The sequence below is a fragment of the Dyadobacter subterraneus genome (genome assembly GCF_015221875.1).
Lineage (GTDB): Bacteria > Bacteroidota > Bacteroidia > Cytophagales > Spirosomataceae > Dyadobacter > Dyadobacter subterraneus.
Genome location: NZ_JACYGY010000002.1, coordinates 544,985 through 560,884, shown reverse-complemented (window position 1 = coordinate 560,884; position 15,900 = coordinate 544,985). Strand labels below are relative to the sequence as shown.

Sequence of the window (15,900 nt, the reverse complement as noted above, 5' to 3'; positions counted from 1 at the left end):
AGAAAAATCTGGGATATTTTTTAACAATTCGAAGCGTTATTTTTTTAAAACCCGGAACTGTTTGACGAGCTTTCCATCCGTTTCCACACGGACATAATAAATGCCGGAAGTCAGTCCCATGCGGGTCAGGTCCATATTGACCAGGTTGTCCTGGACTGTGATAAATCCCTTTGAAACCGGCATTCGCTGGCCGGTGCTGTAAACGATGGAATATTGAAACTGGTCAAGAGCTGATTGGTCAGGCAATTTAAAATTAAAAATGTCCTGTACCGGATTTGGGTAAAATTGCCATTCGGTCATATCCTTTGTGATATTGACAGAATCGCCCGAGGAAATACTAAACTGAATTGAATTCGTAACAACTGCCGAATCCTTGTTTGAAGCAATAACGGTTAGCGTATATCTGCCCACATACGGTGCGAATCCGGTTTCTCCCTCAAACAGCGCGTAAGGAAATTTGGACGTTGTAGATATTTTCCGATATGGACCGTTTAGGTTGAAATTAACCTGATCATACTCGAAATTTCCGTATGCATAAATATTCAATAATGATGGTAAATTATCATAAGCCAATACATCATTTCCGCTAAGTGACCGAACGATTGTCTGGTCAACGGCGCGGCCTCCCCTTACGATTTCAAAGCGAATGCGTGGAATTTCTACTTTTATAACCAAAACCGTCTCGACAGATCCGCCGGAATTATCGTAAGCCCTGATAATCAATCTGTATTCCCCTTCTTCGGTAGGTGTTCCTGAAAAAACATTGAGTGAAAAATCCAGCCAGGAAGGCCTGTTTTGAACCGTGATTGAAGATATATATCCGTCACTATCGGCAAAAATATCCGAAGGTAAAATGAACGTAAACGGATGGTTTACCTGGGCATATTTATCTGGAAATGTTGCCGTGATATAAGGAAGGTTGTTCAAAAACTGCGGTTCTACCACCTGGACATTGAAATAAATTTCTACAAAAGCATCCTGGTTATCGTACGCTTTAAATGAAATTCTGTTATCTCCGGTTGTTGTTGGTCTGCCCGAAAGAACTCCGTTTGAAAAGGTAAGCCATGAAGGCAATTCACTTGCTTCTACTTTTGATATCGTGCCGTCGCTGTCTACAAACGCAGTTTTCGGAACTGTAAATGTGAATGGTTCATTTACGGCAACTTTCAGGTTTGAGAAATTACTGCTGACTGTCGGTGGTTTATTGGTGTTTTCCTTGCTTTCAACACGGATTGTCAGATATGCATCGGCCGACGCACCTTCATCGTCTATACCCTGCACCAAAATTCTGAAATCTCCGAGCGTCGTTGGTTTTCCTGTTAATTGTCCGGAATTAAATTTGAGCCATGCGGGTAAGGTACCCACCCGTGTGCTTACAATTGTACCATCACCATCCGAAAATGTATCAATAGGAAGTCTGAAAGTGAAATCTTTATTCACAGCAATAATCTGCATCGGAATTGGTCTGAAAACGTAGGGTGCGTGATTGGAAGCATCGGCCCAATATTCAGGGCTTAGCAAATCTTCAACGAGTCTGATATAAACCGGTGTTGGATTCGATGGATTTGCATAGGCCTTTTTTGACCAATCGTTATAAATCACATTTTGAGAACCGCCTTTTTCCACAGCAGATGATAACCGATACCCGGTTGAATCTTTATAAATGATGGGCTGCATGGGCGTATTAAGCCAGCGCGTGCCTGCCTGTCTTATAGAAGATTCAAGCTGCTGCATGTCAGCTGTTGTCGAAACCAGAATTGAAATGAAATTTGCTCCATTTGCAAAATTTTCGTTGATCTGGGCTGCCGTTGCGCTAAATCCTATTGAAGAATTGTAAAAAGCTTCATTGCCTACAATGAAATCGGCAGGCGCTTCACTTTTTAATATATCCATTGAAAAATGGTGATCTGTGCCCGGTTCATCGTTTGCTTTGATACCATCCGCTTTTTCGCTCAGATCTTTATAAGCAAGTGTTCCTCTTCCGGCAGATGCAAGGTCATAAGCCGACCCGAAATCGGAAACATATTTTATTGTGGCATCAACAGACTTTACCGCATCGATCATTTGATTGATGTAATTTTTGAGGACAATATGTCTGTATAAATACCAGTCTTTTCCAGCGCGTTGCCCAAAAGAAAGGTGCGGGTCCCAATTGGCGGAAGGTGCATAAACCTGGTCAAAAGATTTGAAAGATGTTCCCCAGAGATAGTTCAGCCTGTCAATTTTCTTATAATTTGTGCTTAGCCAGGTACGAAAACCTGATATCATGGTTGGAGAATAATCGAATACAGCAGCATTTTCTATTTCATCGGTCAGATTCCAGGCAGGATAACCTGATTCTTGGGTAGGCGTGTTAGTAACGGCAATAAAAAGCAAACTTTTTTGAGTCTGAAGATATTTGTAGCGCTGCGTAACTTCTTTTACGAAATCAGCTCCTTTTTTTACAATATCCTGCTGGTCAAAGCCAAAAGATGTATCGTGATATCCGGAGTTAAGTATTTTACCAAAGTTATCAACGGACCCGTTCTGAGCCTTCCAGAAATTCTCGTAGCGTGTAGTATGTCTTCCCAGGTGAATGCGAATAGCCACTTTCATACCAAGACTTGTAGCAAGTTTGACCTGATCGTCAAACCGTGTCCATTTTGGAGTATCCGTAGGTGAATTAAGATAAACTTTGTCCCACGAAACGGTAAGGTAAACAGTATTTAACCCATACTGTTTGGCCATTTTAATAAGATCCAGTTCCGGTCCCGTCGATTCGTTTTCAGAGATGTTCAGAAGAAGCAGCGCTAAATACCGCTGAGGATCAATGGCTTCCACACGCGTATTATCCCCCTGCAAAACATTTCCAAAAGAGTTGAAATGAATGAAAAAAGTAATAAATCCGATCACCACACCAACTTTCCTGAAAGGAATCCAGGAAATTAAAAATTCATTCATATCATTCTCAGATTTACCAGCTTAAATATTCTTATCCGTCGTGAAATTTTCAATTATAGTTTGCCATTGCGACACGCCCTTTTCAACACTATGCGTAAGCGCTTTCTGACGGGAAAATTCTTTATCAAAGCTCGAAATTTTGTTATTCCATTGCAAAATACTTTCTGCAAATAACGGAATATCCAGATTTGGCACGATAGTTCCAAGCCCTGGTGTAATAAATTCGGTAGGACCGCCGCTTGCAAAAGAGACGATCGGTTTTCCTAGCCAGGCTGCTTCAACCAAAACCATTCCAAAAGGCTCCTGTCGGGAAGTGAGCATAAATCCGTCAGCAGCTTCCATGTAGGAATAATAATCTTCTTTTTGAGGACCAATCAAATGAACCGTAACATTTTTAAGCTGTTCACAACGTTTTTTAGTCCAGTATACCAAACCGTCTTTACTCAAACTGCCCACCCAGACCAAATGAACGCGCGCAGTTTCAGGAATTTTCAATGCAATGTCAGGCAGTAAATCAAATCCTTTCCTTTCAGAAGAAGTCCCTGACATCATCCAGACAAAGTCATTCGGACCGGCACCCCATTCCTGCCGGATTTTACGGACCTTCTCTTTATCCGGCGCGATTTCTTCCAGATCAACAAAGGGATATAAACGCTTCACACTTTTTCCACCGGATTCTTCAAGGCATCTGCAAACAATATCAGAACAGCCGACCAGCAGATCGGAATCGTTGATTACTGTTTCAAAATCATGACTGCTAACCTGGGAGTACATGGCAGAAAGTTCATGAATATGAGAAATAACGGGAATGTGTAATTCTTTTGCAATCTTGATCACGTCAGTCAGCATAACTGTATTAACGTACCATAGATCAGCCTGGAAATCCTTGGAAACTTTCTTTATCGCCCTATGGATTGGATGAAAACCCATGTGAAAAGCGATTTTCTGGGAAAAAGAAAAAGTGCCGGGAGCGATAAAAACAGGAATGTCGGAAGGCAGATCATTAATCAATTCCCCCTTTGAAAAACAAACAAGTCCTGCTTCAAATTTACTTCGGTCTAAATATTTAAGTATGTAATAAATTAACATTTCAGAACCCGTACGCGTGGCATAAGGGGTGAAAAAGAGTATTTTTTTTCGTTGGCTAACATTCATGATATGGTGAGTAAATCTATATTTTCGGAAGGTTTAATTTTATACAAACGCCTTTTGGCAAAAAGAGTCGGCCAGAAATAATGCAGTAAAACCATGGTTTTACGTGTGAAAATTATCTGTGTCTTTAAATGCCCGAATGGATTTTTCTTTTGTTTGATGCTGAAAAGCATCTTCCATAAGAAAAGTACCGGTATCATCGAAATATAATGCAGTATCATCAGCAGATATGCGCCAACACCATACTGCTTTCTGAGCCAAAGCATATTGGAAACCTGCATTTGTGTGCTGAACCGGTTAATCCAGGAAATACTTGTCCGGCGAAACGGATTATCGTTTTCGAGATGGATAAAAGTACAATCGTTGAAATAGCGTAATTGACCTTGTTTAGCTAACCGGCCGGACCACTCCACATCTTCACCATACATAAAAAAATCTTCGTCAAATCTTCCTGAAAGTTCGGCTGCTTCGCGTCTTACAAAAATAAAAGCACCGACAAGCCAGTCGCACTGACCCGGATTATTATATATTGGTTCGGGATATAATTTGTTTAAAATACGGTCAATAATACCGCTTGGCGGCAAAATGAAAAAGGTTTTATGAAATTCGTTAAAGCTTTTATAAAAAGGCATTGCGCTGCCATCCGCATATTGTTGCAAAGCGCCGGCTGCTGATATCTCTTTTTGTTGCTCCATTCTTTGCATGCAGCGGCCTATCACATTGTCTGTCACAAGTGTATCAGCATTTAAGATCAGAAAATACCGGCCTTTTGCAGCTTTCATTCCTGCATTATTTGCTCTTCCAAATCCCGAATTGTATTCCATATCTATCCAGTTTATTTCAGGATATTTTTCCAATACAATATTTTTTCCCCCGTTTTCGGGATCATTATCTACTACAATTATTTCGAATTTAACGCCGTATGTATATTGATAAATGGATGTTAAGCAATTAATAATGAGTTGCGGAGTACGGTAATTGATAATAATAATGGACACATCCATGAATAAGCGGCGTATAGTTTAATATGGCAAAAATAAAGATTCTATCTGGAAGACAAGCAAATCACGCAAAGAGACAATAAAAATAGCACTTTTGTTATCTAACGGTTACCTGACGAGGAAATTTAATATGTTTTCCTTTTTTCGTTATTGAAAAATCTTGACTTTCATTAGTACTTTTACTATTGGACTCTGCTTTTTAATCAGCAATCATCTGCTCAAAAGACATTCTTAATGCCTTACAAATACTGTATTCGTTTATTAATTATAGTAATAACGACTTCCATTTTTTTCTCCTGCGCTTCAACAAGCCAGCCAAATCCTGGTGAAGCAGGAACGGATCCAATGGATACCATTGCTTTCCCTTTTCCTGATACAACAGCTTTTGCAGTCATCAATAAAACGGATAGCATTTTAGGGAATTCTCTGCGGTTTGGCGAAGTAGATATTTTTCCGGAAGCAGCTTTAGAAAGCAAAACAGGAATTTATAATAAAGCCAACAACTATACCGGTCAAACGCTTAATCTTAATTTTTCATTTCTCGCGCCTGCCAACGACACGCTGAAAAAACGCCCTTTCGTTCTTTTTGTCCATGAAGGTGCTTTTTTGTATGGAACACTGGATAATGAGATGGGAAAGGCAAAATATTTTGCGCAAAAAGGATATGCAACTGCCGCAATAAATTACCGTTTAGGATTTAACGGAGGAAGTGAATCCAATATTTGCGGTAGTACAAAACAGGAGCTTATCCGTACAGTTTACCGGGCAGTTCAGGATACTTATGCTGCTTTGTTTTATTTTACAAGTAATGCTGAAACGTTGGGCATCGATGTTTCGCAGATATTTCTTGCCGGAAGCAGCGCCGGAAATATTACTATTTCTTCGCTCGCATACATGAAGGAATCTGATTTTGAAGTGTTAGATCCCGGAATTATAAAGTTATTGGGTGCCCTGGATCCGCACCAGACAGCCAAAAGATTTAAATTGAGAGCTCTGCTGACTTCACTGGGATATGGTTTATTAAAGGGAAGCAGCTTTTCAGCCGCTACCGCCAAGCCAACCATATTTTTCCAGCGGACAGGCGATAATGTGTTGCCTTATGAAAACGGTTCTCTGTTTTTTTGCACATCTTATCCTATGATTTCCGGTGCGAAAACGACTTCCGATCAGCTTGTGACTTTTAAAATTCCTTTTGAACTTAACTATGAAGTTGAAACCGGACATGTGTTGAGTTTTCCGGAAACGTACATTTCAAAGCGTTATGCATTGTTCATAAAACGGTTTTGGAAAAAGGATTACAGACAGATCATCTCTGAAAAATACACTGTTATTTCAGATAAAAAGATAAACTAAGCATATAGTGACACCAAGCTTACATTTTAAGTTTTGCCGTAAAAAAGGAATGCATTTTTTTTTCCAGTAACTGGTAAGAAATGTGAGATAGAATAAGCGTAAGAGAAACTGTCAGGAAAAATGCCGGGGTGCCCGTAGCAAATTGGGGAAGAGAAAATGAGCTGAAAATATTAGTAATAAATACGGCCACCGGAACGTGCCACAAATACACCGAGAAAGAAATATCGCCCAGATAAATAAGCCAGGACGGATATTTAATTGATTTTCCGCGGTTGTAAAAAACCAGAGCCATAAAAAGGAGCGCCATAGAAAGTCCCCAGTAAAATGGACCATGACCTCCATAAAATCCGGAAATATACTGCCACATAACTGCAACAATAACCGTGATCACGATTGTTCGCGATTTGAAAATTCTGTGCATTATCGCCGATGAGGAAGGCGTAACGTAAAGAAGTCCGATTATTGTTCCGTAAACAAATTCCCAGATAATAGGATTGGTAATCAAATTGATAAATAACGATCCATAATTCTGAGTTTCCATAGGTCGGAATGTAAGATTTTCGCAAGACAATGGTAAAATCACCAATGTCAATATAATTAGCGCAGCAAAAACAAGCCAGCGATATTTGCCTGATAGTAAAGAAATTGCAATCAATAAATAAAAATACATTTCATAATTAAGGCTCCATCCAACACCGAGATAGGCATAGCCAAAATATGGAGGATCAAGATAACTTAGGGGAATAAAGAAAATACTTTTCAGAATTTGTAAAACAATAGTCAGAGATATATTGGCTATAACCGGGGCGGCGACTATCGCATAAACCAGCGTGGCGACAACATATAGAGGCCAGATTCTGAGAACTCTTTTCAGAAGGAAATTTTTAGTATAAACAATTCCTCCGGTAGATTTTCGGGTGACAAAAACCATTATAAATCCACTGATTACAAAAAAAAGATCAACGCCAGCAGCTCCTGAATTGAACAAAAAATCAAGCTCCTTTCTTAGATATCCGCCAGGCTTTATAATGTCTTTGAAATGAAAGATAATGACCATGACAACCGCAATCCCACGAAGGACCTGAATGATGTCGATCTTCTCGGATGTCTTAATTAATTCCTTTGAAGGATAGTAATTTTTCGTCATTAGGGGTTTTAATAATGCTTGTGTGCGTAAAACAATGCAATTAACAACAGTAAATGGATTTTGGAAAATTAGACAGCCATTCTGTTTCGATAGCCTGTAAAATAAAAATTGTCACCAGGAAATGTATTAAATTTTTCCTGATGACAAAAAAATACTCTCATTTACCTAATAATCGGTACTAATTTAATCTTTCATAAATTCCAGCAACGCCCTGTCCACCGCCAACACATGCTGTGACCATACCATATTTCTGGTTTCTGCGCTCCATTTCATTAAAAAGCTGAACGGAAAGACGTGCGCCGGTAGAGCCTAATGCATGACCCAAAGCAATGGCACCTCCGTTTGGATTTACAATTTCAGGATTTATACCAAGCTCCTGGATTACTGCCAACGATTGCGCGGCAAAAGCTTCATTTAATTCAATCTGTTCAATATCTGCAAGCTGCAATCCTGCTTGTTTCAAAGCTTTTGGTATAGCGGCCACCGGCCCGATTCCCATAATTCTTGGATCAACGCCTGCTGTGGCGTAAGAAAGCATCCGGGCAATTGGTTTTAAGCCCAGCTCATTCACCATTTTTTCAGACATTACCACAACAAAAGCCGCTCCATCGGAAGTCTGTGATGAATTTCCCGCTGTAACAGAACCGCCTGCTGCAAAAACCGGCTTCAATTTATTCAGAGCCTCTATGGTTGTATCGGCGCGCGGCCCTTCGTCCTTATCAACAATTGTTTCCTTTATTTTTTTCTTGCCGGAAGTTGGATCAAAATAAGTTTCCTGCACTTTTATTGGTACAATTCCGCTATCAAACCAGCCTTCTTTCTGGGCAAGTAATGCTTTTTGATGGGATTGAAATGAAAATTCATCCTGTCTTTCACGACTGATTTTGAAATCTTTGGAAACCTGCTCTGCCGTTAATCCCATACTCAGATAATAATCCGGATGGTTTTGGGCTATTTCAAAATTCAAAGCAGTTTTCCAGCCCATCGTTGGAACGAGTGACATGGATTCTGTCCCTCCCGCTATGATGCAATCCGCCATTCCTGCATGAATTTTCGCAGAAGCCATCGCAATTGCTTCTACACCTGAACCGCAATAACGATTGATTGTAATGCCGGAAACACTTTTTGGGAGAGAAAGTAATGCTACATATCTTCCCATTTGCATACCCTGTTCTGCTTCCGGAACGGCGTTGCCTACAATTACATCGTCAACCCTTTCAGGATCAAGCTGAGGGATTTTTTCCAGAATATATTTAATGACATCAGCACCAAGATTGTCTGGCCGGGTAAAACGAAAACCACCACGGGTAGCTTTTCCAACCGCGGTGCGGTAGCCGGCAACAATGTATGCGTCCATAGATTTATCGGTTAGTTTTTAACTGAATTCTTAGTGACTTTTTTAAAAAGAAAAATAGTATGCCTGCATACTATCGTAAAATTAGGAATTATCTGTAAAACAAAAAACCGACGGAATAGTTTTATTCCGTCGGTTTTAAAAAACAGTTCAATTGATAAAGTCCTTAGTGCGCTACCGGGTTTTCAAAATGGTCGATAGCTTTTGCTTTTTTAGGCATTGCAATCCATAACACGATGTAGAAAAGAATTACAGGGAAATGTGAAGGAATAAAGAAACTCATCACAAAAAGTACTCTGACAATCACTACATCTATTTGTAAATAATTAGCGATACCAGCTGCTACACCACTTATTACTTTATTATTTACATCGCGGAATAATCTATTGTTGTTCATGGCTATGTTCGTTTTATTTGTTATTGTTGATTCAAAGGTACTAGGTGATACATAGTAGTTGTTATGAATCTATATGAATGGTTTAAAGAAGTGAAAAGTGGTTGTTTTTGATGAGGAATAAAGAGTCGGCGGAAGGGTAGAAATTTTTGTTATAATTTTTGATAAAAATCACATGGATTGTGTCTGATACTGGTGAATTGTTTCGTTTGATACATAACAGAAAATTCAGGAACAACATCCTGAATTAAGAATGTATGCGTTAAAGGAATCTAAAAAACATTAAAATCCCCTTAGGATTATCGAATATGTTGCTGATTACTATGCGCAATAAATTACATTTGTAGTTGAAAAATGATTTGAATAGCTGACAATCTGGCATTTTGGGCTATTCAGGCTTGATATTTTTTAAGTAAAATGAACGATTCACAATACCTATACTATCATGTTTAAAATATTTTCGAAGCTATTCGGCACGAAAGCAGAGCGCGACTTAAAGGAATTGACTCCTTACGTCGGCCTGATCAACGCAGAGTACGCGAAACTGGCTTCCTTGTCCAACGATGAACTTAGAGCGCAATCAGAAGGACTGAAAGCACATATTGCTTCTGAATTAAAATCGATTGATGATCAGATCGTGACCTTGCGTGAGCAGGCTGCGGCTGAACCTAATGTGGATAGTAAAGAAGCGATATTCAAGAAAATCGATACACTTGAGTTAGATCGTAATAAACAACTTGAAGTAGTATTGCTGGATATTCTTCCGAAAGCTTTTGCGATTGTTAAAGATACTGCACGTCGTTTCAAGGATAACGAAAGTCTGGAAGTTACTGCATCCTACTTCGACCGTGAAGTAGCTGCCAAGAAGAAAAACGTTGTAATCAATGGCGATAAAGCCGTTTGGAATAGTACCTGGGATGTAATTGGCCAACCAATTAAATGGAATATGCAGCACTATGACGTGCAGCTTATTGGTGGTGTGGTTTTGCATCAGGGAAAAATATCTGAAATGGCAACAGGGGAAGGAAAAACCCTTGTGGCAACTTTGCCAGCCTTTCTTAATGCGCTTGCAGGCTTAGGCGTTCACATTGTTACGGTGAATGATTACCTGGCAAAACGTGATGCGGAATGGAATGCGCCTCTTTTTGAATTCCACGGTATGAGCGTAGATTGTATCGACCGCCACCAGCCAAATACGCAGGCTCGTCGTGATGCCTATAAAGCAAATCTTACTTACGGAACAAATAACGAATTCGGTTTTGATTATCTACGTGACAATATGTCACGCACAACTGAGGAACTTGTTCAGCGTAAACATCATTACGCAATGGTGGATGAGGTCGATTCAGTTTTGATCGATGATGCCCGTACTCCATTGATTATCAGTGGACCAGTTCCCCGTGGTGACGAACAGGAATATCTTGAACTGAAACCTCGTGTTTCGAGAATCGTTGAGGCGCAGAAGAAACTGGCGATGGATTTGCTGAATGAAGCAAAGAAAAAAATTGCAGCGGGTGACAAAAAGGAAGGCTCTCTTGCGCTTTTCCGTGCACACCGCGGTATGCCAAAATATAAACCGTTAATTAAGTATCTGAGTGAGTCTGGTATCAAGCAATTGATGCAGGAATCTGAGTCAATATATTTGGCGGAAAACCAGAAACTGATGCCTCAGGCTGATGCCCCGCTCTTCTTCACGATTGACGAAAGACATAACAGCATTGAATTGACTGAAAAAGGAATTGATTTCCTTACCGGTGAATCAGAACAGACCAATTTCTTTATCCTTCCGGATATTGCAGTTGATTTGGACAAAATTGAAAAAGATCAGTCCCTTAACGAACAGGAACGCGTAATTGAAAAAGAGGCGTTGATTCGTGATTATTCTGTAAAAACAGCCCGGATTCATACAGTAAACCAACTTTTGAAAGCGTACACTCTTTTTGAAAAAGATGTTGAATACGTTTTAATGGATGGAAAAGTTAAAATCGTTGATGAACAGACTGGTCGTATCATGGACGGTCGTCGTTACTCAGACGGTCTTCACCAGGCGATTGAAGCCAAAGAAAATGTACGTGTTGAAGATGCGACGCAAACTTACGCTACCGTAACACTTCAGAATTATTTCCGTATGTATCACAAGCTGGCCGGTATGACCGGTACGGCCGAAACAGAAGCGGGTGAATTCTGGGAAATCTACAAATTGGACGTTGTTTCTATTCCTACTAACGTTCCTGCGGTTCGTAAAGATCAGGAAGATAAGGTTTACCGTTCTGTTCGTGAAAAATATAATGCAGTAACGGATGAAATTGTGGAATTAGTAGAAGCTGGCCGTCCTGTTTTGGTTGGTACAACTTCGGTTGAAAATTCTGAAATTATCAGCCGTATGCTTACACTTCGCAAAATACCACATCAGGTATTGAACGCGAAACAACACCAGAAAGAAGCGGAAGTTGTTGCAGAAGCGGGTAAACCAGGTACTGTGACAATCGCAACCAACATGGCTGGTCGTGGTACGGACATTAAACTAACTCCGGAAGCGAAAGCAGCTGGTGGTTTGGCAATTGTTGGTACTGAACGTCATGAAAGTCGCCGTGTAGACAGACAGCTTCGTGGTCGTGCGGGTCGTCAGGGTGATACAGGTTCTTCTCAATTCTTTGTTTCTTTGGAAGATAACCTGATGCGTCTTTTCGGTTCAGACCGTATGGCGAAGGTTATGGATAAAATGGGCTTGGAAGAAGGCGAAGTCATCCAGAGCAGCATGATTACCAAATCCATTGAACGGGCTCAGAAAAAAGTAGAGGAAAATAACTTTGGTATGCGTAAACGTCTTCTGGAATATGATGACGTAATGAACTACCAACGTGATGCGATTTATACGCGTCGTCGTAATGCTTTATTTGGTGATCGTCTGGCTGTTGATATTGCCAACACGCTTTATGATGTTTGTGAAGAAGTTGTATCAAATGCAGGAACGTATTCAGAGCTTGACCTTGCAACGATTACAACGCTGGGAATTGAACTTCCTTTCAGTGAAAACGATAATGTTTCTTTAAAACCTCAGGAAAAAACACAGCGTTTGTACGAGGCTGCTGAAAAACATTATCAGGATAAAAATCATCAGATTTCAGAAAAAGCATTGCCAATTCTGCAATCAATCCATTCAGAACGTGGTGCCACGATTACCGAAATTATGATTCCGTTCAGTGACGGAATTCGTCAGACGGGTATAGTTGTAAATCTTAAAAAAGCCCTTGCGAATGGCGGACATGAGATTACCCACGAAATGGAAAAAGCGATTGTTCTTTCACTGATCGATCAGGAATGGAAAGAGCATCTTCGTGAAATGGATGATTTGAAACAATCCGTTCAGAATGCTGTATTTGAACAAAAAGATCCATTGTTGATCTATAAATTCGAATCGGTTGAGCTTTTCAAACGTTTCCTTAGCAAAGTAAACTTTGATATGGTTTCCTTCCTTATGAAGGCTGATATTCCACAGGAAGAAGCGGCTCCCGCTCCGGTTGTACAACAAACGGCGAAACGCCCAACTCCAGCTCCTGTGCTTCAAACGAATCGTAATGAAGATTTTGATGCAGATCTTGATGGTCCAAATGAATACGCTCGTCAGATGGAATCAACCACCAAGGCTCAGCCGATAAAAGTGGATAAAATCGCGGATCGTAACCAGAAAGTATCAGTCCAGTATCGTGACGGACGTGTTTTGCGTGATGTGAAATACAAAAAAGTGGAGCAGGAAGTTAAAAACGGTGAGTGTGTTGTTATCGAATAACGACATTCATCAGACTTAACGCGAAGAATATATAGTGAAAAATAAGAAGCCTTGCCTTTCTAAATTAGATCGGCAAGGCTTTTTGATACGTGTAAAATCAAGATTTATACGATATTTGTATTTTTAAAGACAAAGAGTAAACGAAATTCCCCTTTCATGAAACTTCATAAAGAAGGTTACACGATCATGGCGATTGCAGCCATTATATTGATTCTGATTAATGTGGGCATAAATATGCTGCTTCCCGAAGGATACTGGATTCCGAGAATCACTTTAATTGCCAGTATATTTGTTTTCTTCCTTATCGTACAATTCTTCCGAGTGCCATCCCGGACGGTATCAAAAAGTGAAAGCCAGATCATTGCGCCTTGTGACGGAAAAGTAGTAGTAATCGAGGAAGTGGTGGAAAGCGAATATTTCAAAGGCCCAAGACGTCAGATCAGTATCTTCATGTCGCCAATCAATGTGCATGTTAACTGGAATCCGGTTAGTGGTGTGATAAAATATTTTAAATATCACCCTGGTTTGTATCTGGTAGCCTGGCATCCAAAATCAAGTACGGAAAACGAACGTACAACGGTTGTAACGGAAACCTCGGCAGGTGTAGAAGTATTATTCCGCCAGATTGCCGGAGCGGCAGCACGCCGTATTCGCTGGTATGTAAAAGAAGGAGATAAAGTTGAACAGGGAACCGAAATGGGTTTTATCAAATTCGGCTCCCGTGTTGATATTTTCTTACCGCTTGATGCAGAAATTAAAGTTAATCTTCAGGATAAAACGGTTGGAAGCGTTACGGTTCTGGCGGAATTAAAATAATCGCCAGGATAAAATTTGTTGAAAGAAATTTGGTACAGCACTCGGATAAACGACAGCCATAAATACCATTCCGAAAACTGCACCGTAAATATGGGCGCTATGGTTGACGTAACTTCTGCCACGGCGCCCTTCGTATATCGAATATGCCAAAAACAGGATTCCGAAAATAAACGCTTTCAGTTGTATAAAGAAATACAAATAAATATCCATCAAAGGATTAATTAGTATTGCTGCAAATAACACAGCAGAAACTCCTCCGGAGGCACCCAGGGAATTATAATTTGAATTGTTGCGATGTTTCAAATAGGTAGGAATATCAGATACTATTATACCAACCAGATATAAAAACAAGTAATACGCCGGTCCGCTGGTACCAAAAAGCATAGCAAAAAGCCTTTCTATTCCTTCGCCTACAAACCATAACGTAAGCATATTAAAAATTAAATGCCCGAAATCCGCATGTATAAACCCTGAGGTTATAAATCTGTAATATTCATTCCGTTTGGTAACCTTGTAAGGATTCATAATCAGCTTATCCATGACAAGCGAGTTTTGAAGCGCGTAATAACTTATACCAGCAGTTATTACGATTAATATGAGGGTGATAGACATAATTTCTGATTAATAAATTAAAATGATAGTTGAAACTGCGGTAATTTACCGGTTATCAACATTTTACTGTTCCCGTTCAACCAATTGACGCACAAAACCGAGTAATGTTTTTTTCCTTTCAGAATCAACCGGCAACCTTTCCAGACAATCAATTCCCTGGTCAAAATAGTCAGTAATTTTTTGTTCTGTCAAAGCGCGGATTCCCAAGGTATCATAAATTTCTCTTACAGCGGCTACTTTTTCTTTCTTATCAAAAGTCTTGGCAGAAATCCATTTATTCAATTCCTCTCCGGTTTTGCCTTCTGCTTTTGTTAGTGCTTCGATCAATAAAAACGTTTTCTTATTAGCAATAATATCTCCGCCTACCAGTTTTCCAAACTTTTCAGGATCTCCGTAAACATCCAGCAGATCGTCTTTCAATTGAAAGCCAATCCCCATACTTTCACCAGCTTCATATAGCAGTTTCGTGGCCTCGGAATCAGCTCCGCCTATGATTCCGCCTAATTCAAGTGCAAAGCCCAGCAGGACGGACGTTTTAAGGCGTATCATATTTAAATACTCGTCTTCGGTAACGTCCCAGCGGGTTTCGAAATTCATATCCAGTTGCTGCCCTTCACAAACTTCGGCGGCCGTCTGATTAAAACGCACCAGAACATTTCTCAGATCTTCCTTTTTTATATCAATCAAAAAATCATAAGCTCTGATCAGCATCACATCGCCTGAGAGAATTGCGGTATTGGCATTCCATTTTTCATGCACGGTAGGTTTTCCACGGCGTAGTGGCGCCTTATCCATAATATCATCGTGCATCAAAGTGAAATTATGGAAAACTTCAACGGCGATGGCAGGTCTTAAAGCATTTTTCCAGTCGTCTGTATAAAGCGATGCGGATAATAAAGTTAAAAGCGGACGAAAACGTTTGCCGCCCAGGGCCATGATATAACGTATCGGTTCGTAAAGTTCAGCAGGAGATTCTCCGTAAGAAGTTTGTTCTATTTCAGTTTGCAGGGTTTGCAGCAGATTTTCTGTTGTTGTCATTCGTGGCTTGTTACTACGTATTCAATCGTATTGAAAACGAATTATTTTGATCCGAAATTTTCCCGTTTTAAGAGAACTACGCAAAGTAGCTAAATCCTGTTGATAAACTCAAAGGTTAGTTGGATGAATGGTTCTGTATTTGGATTAAATGTATTGAACTGCTAGAAAATATTGAAATCCGAAGTAGGTCAGGATTTATTTGGATGCATGGATTAATCAAATGGATATTCTTACCATATTTGGATGTAGATAATTCTTTTTTCTGCCACGAATACACGAATTAACACTAATATTCTTTAAGCG

Annotated in this window: 11 protein-coding genes; 3 read left to right on the top strand and 8 right to left on the bottom strand. The window is 39.9% G+C overall.

The genetic code is table 11. The features are described from left to right. Positions 1-36 precede the first annotated feature (36 nt). From IEE83_RS27730 to IEE83_RS27720, 3 genes are read right to left on the bottom strand one after another with little or no spacing between them, the layout of a single operon-like run. On the bottom strand, positions 37-2,940 hold the full coding sequence (locus IEE83_RS27730) for a putative Ig domain-containing protein (protein ID WP_194124008.1): 2,904 nt from the start codon (positions 2,938-2,940) through the stop codon (positions 37-39). A gap of 21 nt (positions 2,941-2,961) precedes the next feature. Beyond that, on the bottom strand, positions 2,962-4,095 hold the full coding sequence (locus IEE83_RS27725) for a glycosyltransferase (protein ID WP_194124007.1): 1,134 nt from the start codon (positions 4,093-4,095) through the stop codon (positions 2,962-2,964). Beyond that, positions 4,092-5,096, bottom strand: a complete 1,005-nt coding sequence (locus IEE83_RS27720; RefSeq protein ID WP_194124006.1) for a glycosyltransferase family 2 protein — start codon at positions 5,094-5,096, stop codon at positions 4,092-4,094. The genes IEE83_RS27725 and IEE83_RS27720 overlap by 4 nt, the downstream gene beginning before the upstream one ends. Positions 5,097-5,327: 231 nt before the next feature. Here IEE83_RS27720 and IEE83_RS27715 point away from each other — a divergent pair, with 231 nt between their 5' ends. Then, entirely contained in the window at positions 5,328-6,446 is a 1,119-nt protein-coding gene (locus IEE83_RS27715) for an alpha/beta hydrolase (RefSeq protein WP_228102100.1), read from the top strand. Positions 6,447-6,465: 19 nt separating this feature from the next. Here the strand turns inward: IEE83_RS27715 and IEE83_RS27710 are convergent, their stop codons facing one another. The 3 genes from IEE83_RS27710 to IEE83_RS27700 all read right to left on the bottom strand — a co-directional run bounded on the left by IEE83_RS27710 (position 6,466) and on the right by IEE83_RS27700 (position 9,344). Beyond that, on the bottom strand, positions 6,466-7,593 hold the full coding sequence (locus tag IEE83_RS27710) for an acyltransferase family protein (protein ID WP_194124005.1): 1,128 nt from the start codon (positions 7,591-7,593) through the stop codon (positions 6,466-6,468). Between the two features lie 178 nt (positions 7,594-7,771). Further along, positions 7,772-8,950 carry an acetyl-CoA C-acyltransferase gene (locus tag IEE83_RS27705; RefSeq protein ID WP_194124004.1) on the bottom strand — a complete coding sequence of 393 codons (1,179 nt, stop codon included), beginning with the start codon at positions 8,948-8,950 and terminating at the stop codon, positions 7,772-7,774. Positions 8,951-9,113: 163 nt separating this feature from the next. Next, on the bottom strand, positions 9,114-9,344 hold the full coding sequence (locus IEE83_RS27700; RefSeq protein ID WP_194124003.1) for a PspC domain-containing protein: 231 nt from the start codon (positions 9,342-9,344) through the stop codon (positions 9,114-9,116). A gap of 442 nt (positions 9,345-9,786) precedes the next feature. On the opposite strand from IEE83_RS27700, the gene secA reads away from it, so the two are divergent. After that, entirely contained in the window at positions 9,787-13,131 is a 3,345-nt protein-coding gene (gene secA, locus IEE83_RS27695) for a preprotein translocase subunit SecA (protein ID WP_194124002.1), read from the top strand. A gap of 156 nt (positions 13,132-13,287) precedes the next feature. Next, positions 13,288-13,947 carry a phosphatidylserine decarboxylase family protein gene (locus IEE83_RS27690; RefSeq protein WP_194124001.1) on the top strand — a complete coding sequence of 220 codons (660 nt, stop codon included), beginning with the start codon at positions 13,288-13,290 and terminating at the stop codon, positions 13,945-13,947. Here IEE83_RS27690 and IEE83_RS27685 read toward each other — a convergent pair. Both IEE83_RS27685 and IEE83_RS27680 read right to left on the bottom strand, forming a co-directional pair. After that, the gene (locus IEE83_RS27685; protein ID WP_194124000.1) at positions 13,939-14,559 is read right to left on the bottom strand and encodes a rhomboid family intramembrane serine protease; all 621 of its coding nucleotides are present in this window, start codon (positions 14,557-14,559) and stop codon (positions 13,939-13,941) included. The two genes, IEE83_RS27690 and IEE83_RS27685, sit on opposite strands and share 9 nt — an antisense overlap. Positions 14,560-14,622: 63 nt before the next feature. Beyond that, the gene (locus IEE83_RS27680; RefSeq protein WP_194123999.1) at positions 14,623-15,597 is read right to left on the bottom strand and encodes a polyprenyl synthetase family protein; all 975 of its coding nucleotides are present in this window, start codon (positions 15,595-15,597) and stop codon (positions 14,623-14,625) included. Between the last annotated feature and the right edge of the window lie 303 nt (positions 15,598-15,900).